The 521-nt window shown below is 45.1% G+C and carries 1 protein-coding gene; it reads left to right on the forward strand.

What is annotated here, in order from left to right; genetic code table 11:
* Nucleotides 1-521 (forward strand): hypothetical protein (locus ACGLWY_RS18655; RefSeq protein ID WP_396621188.1); only part of this gene is annotated, 521 nt, incomplete at both ends.

A 521-nucleotide genomic window follows, 5' to 3' on the forward strand; every position in this document is an offset into this window, starting at 1 on the left:
ACGTCCGTTGCTTCTGAGTTTGACGATCCAGATGCTGCTGTTGCCCAAGCCAATCTTGATGCTGATATTGCTGCATGGATAACCGCTCAAAACGCTACCATTGCCAATAGCGTATCCGGTGGGTGTGATCCTGTTGTAACCAATGACTATACAAACCAATCCATTACTTTTTGTAATTCCGGAAGTATTGCCATTACATGGACAATTACCGATTTATGCGAGACTATCAATTCCATTACCGCAACCTATACCTTTACCCAACCGGAAGGCATCGCTTTTACGGACCCTTCCAGTAAAGTAGCAGATGCTTGTGATTTTGACAATGACAGCCCCGCACTGGCACAAACCAATCTCAATGCCGATATTGCTGCATGGGTAAGTGCACAAACTGACATTATCACAAACAGCCTTACTGGAGGTTCGCCGACGGTAAGCCATGACCATACAGACCAATCCATTGCTTTATGCGATGGAGGCAGTATCACTGTCAACTGGACTATTGAGGATATTTGTGAAACCAT

The sequence above is a fragment of the Mariniflexile sp. HMF6888 genome (assembly GCF_044335535.1).
Lineage (GTDB): Bacteria > Bacteroidota > Bacteroidia > Flavobacteriales > Flavobacteriaceae > Mariniflexile.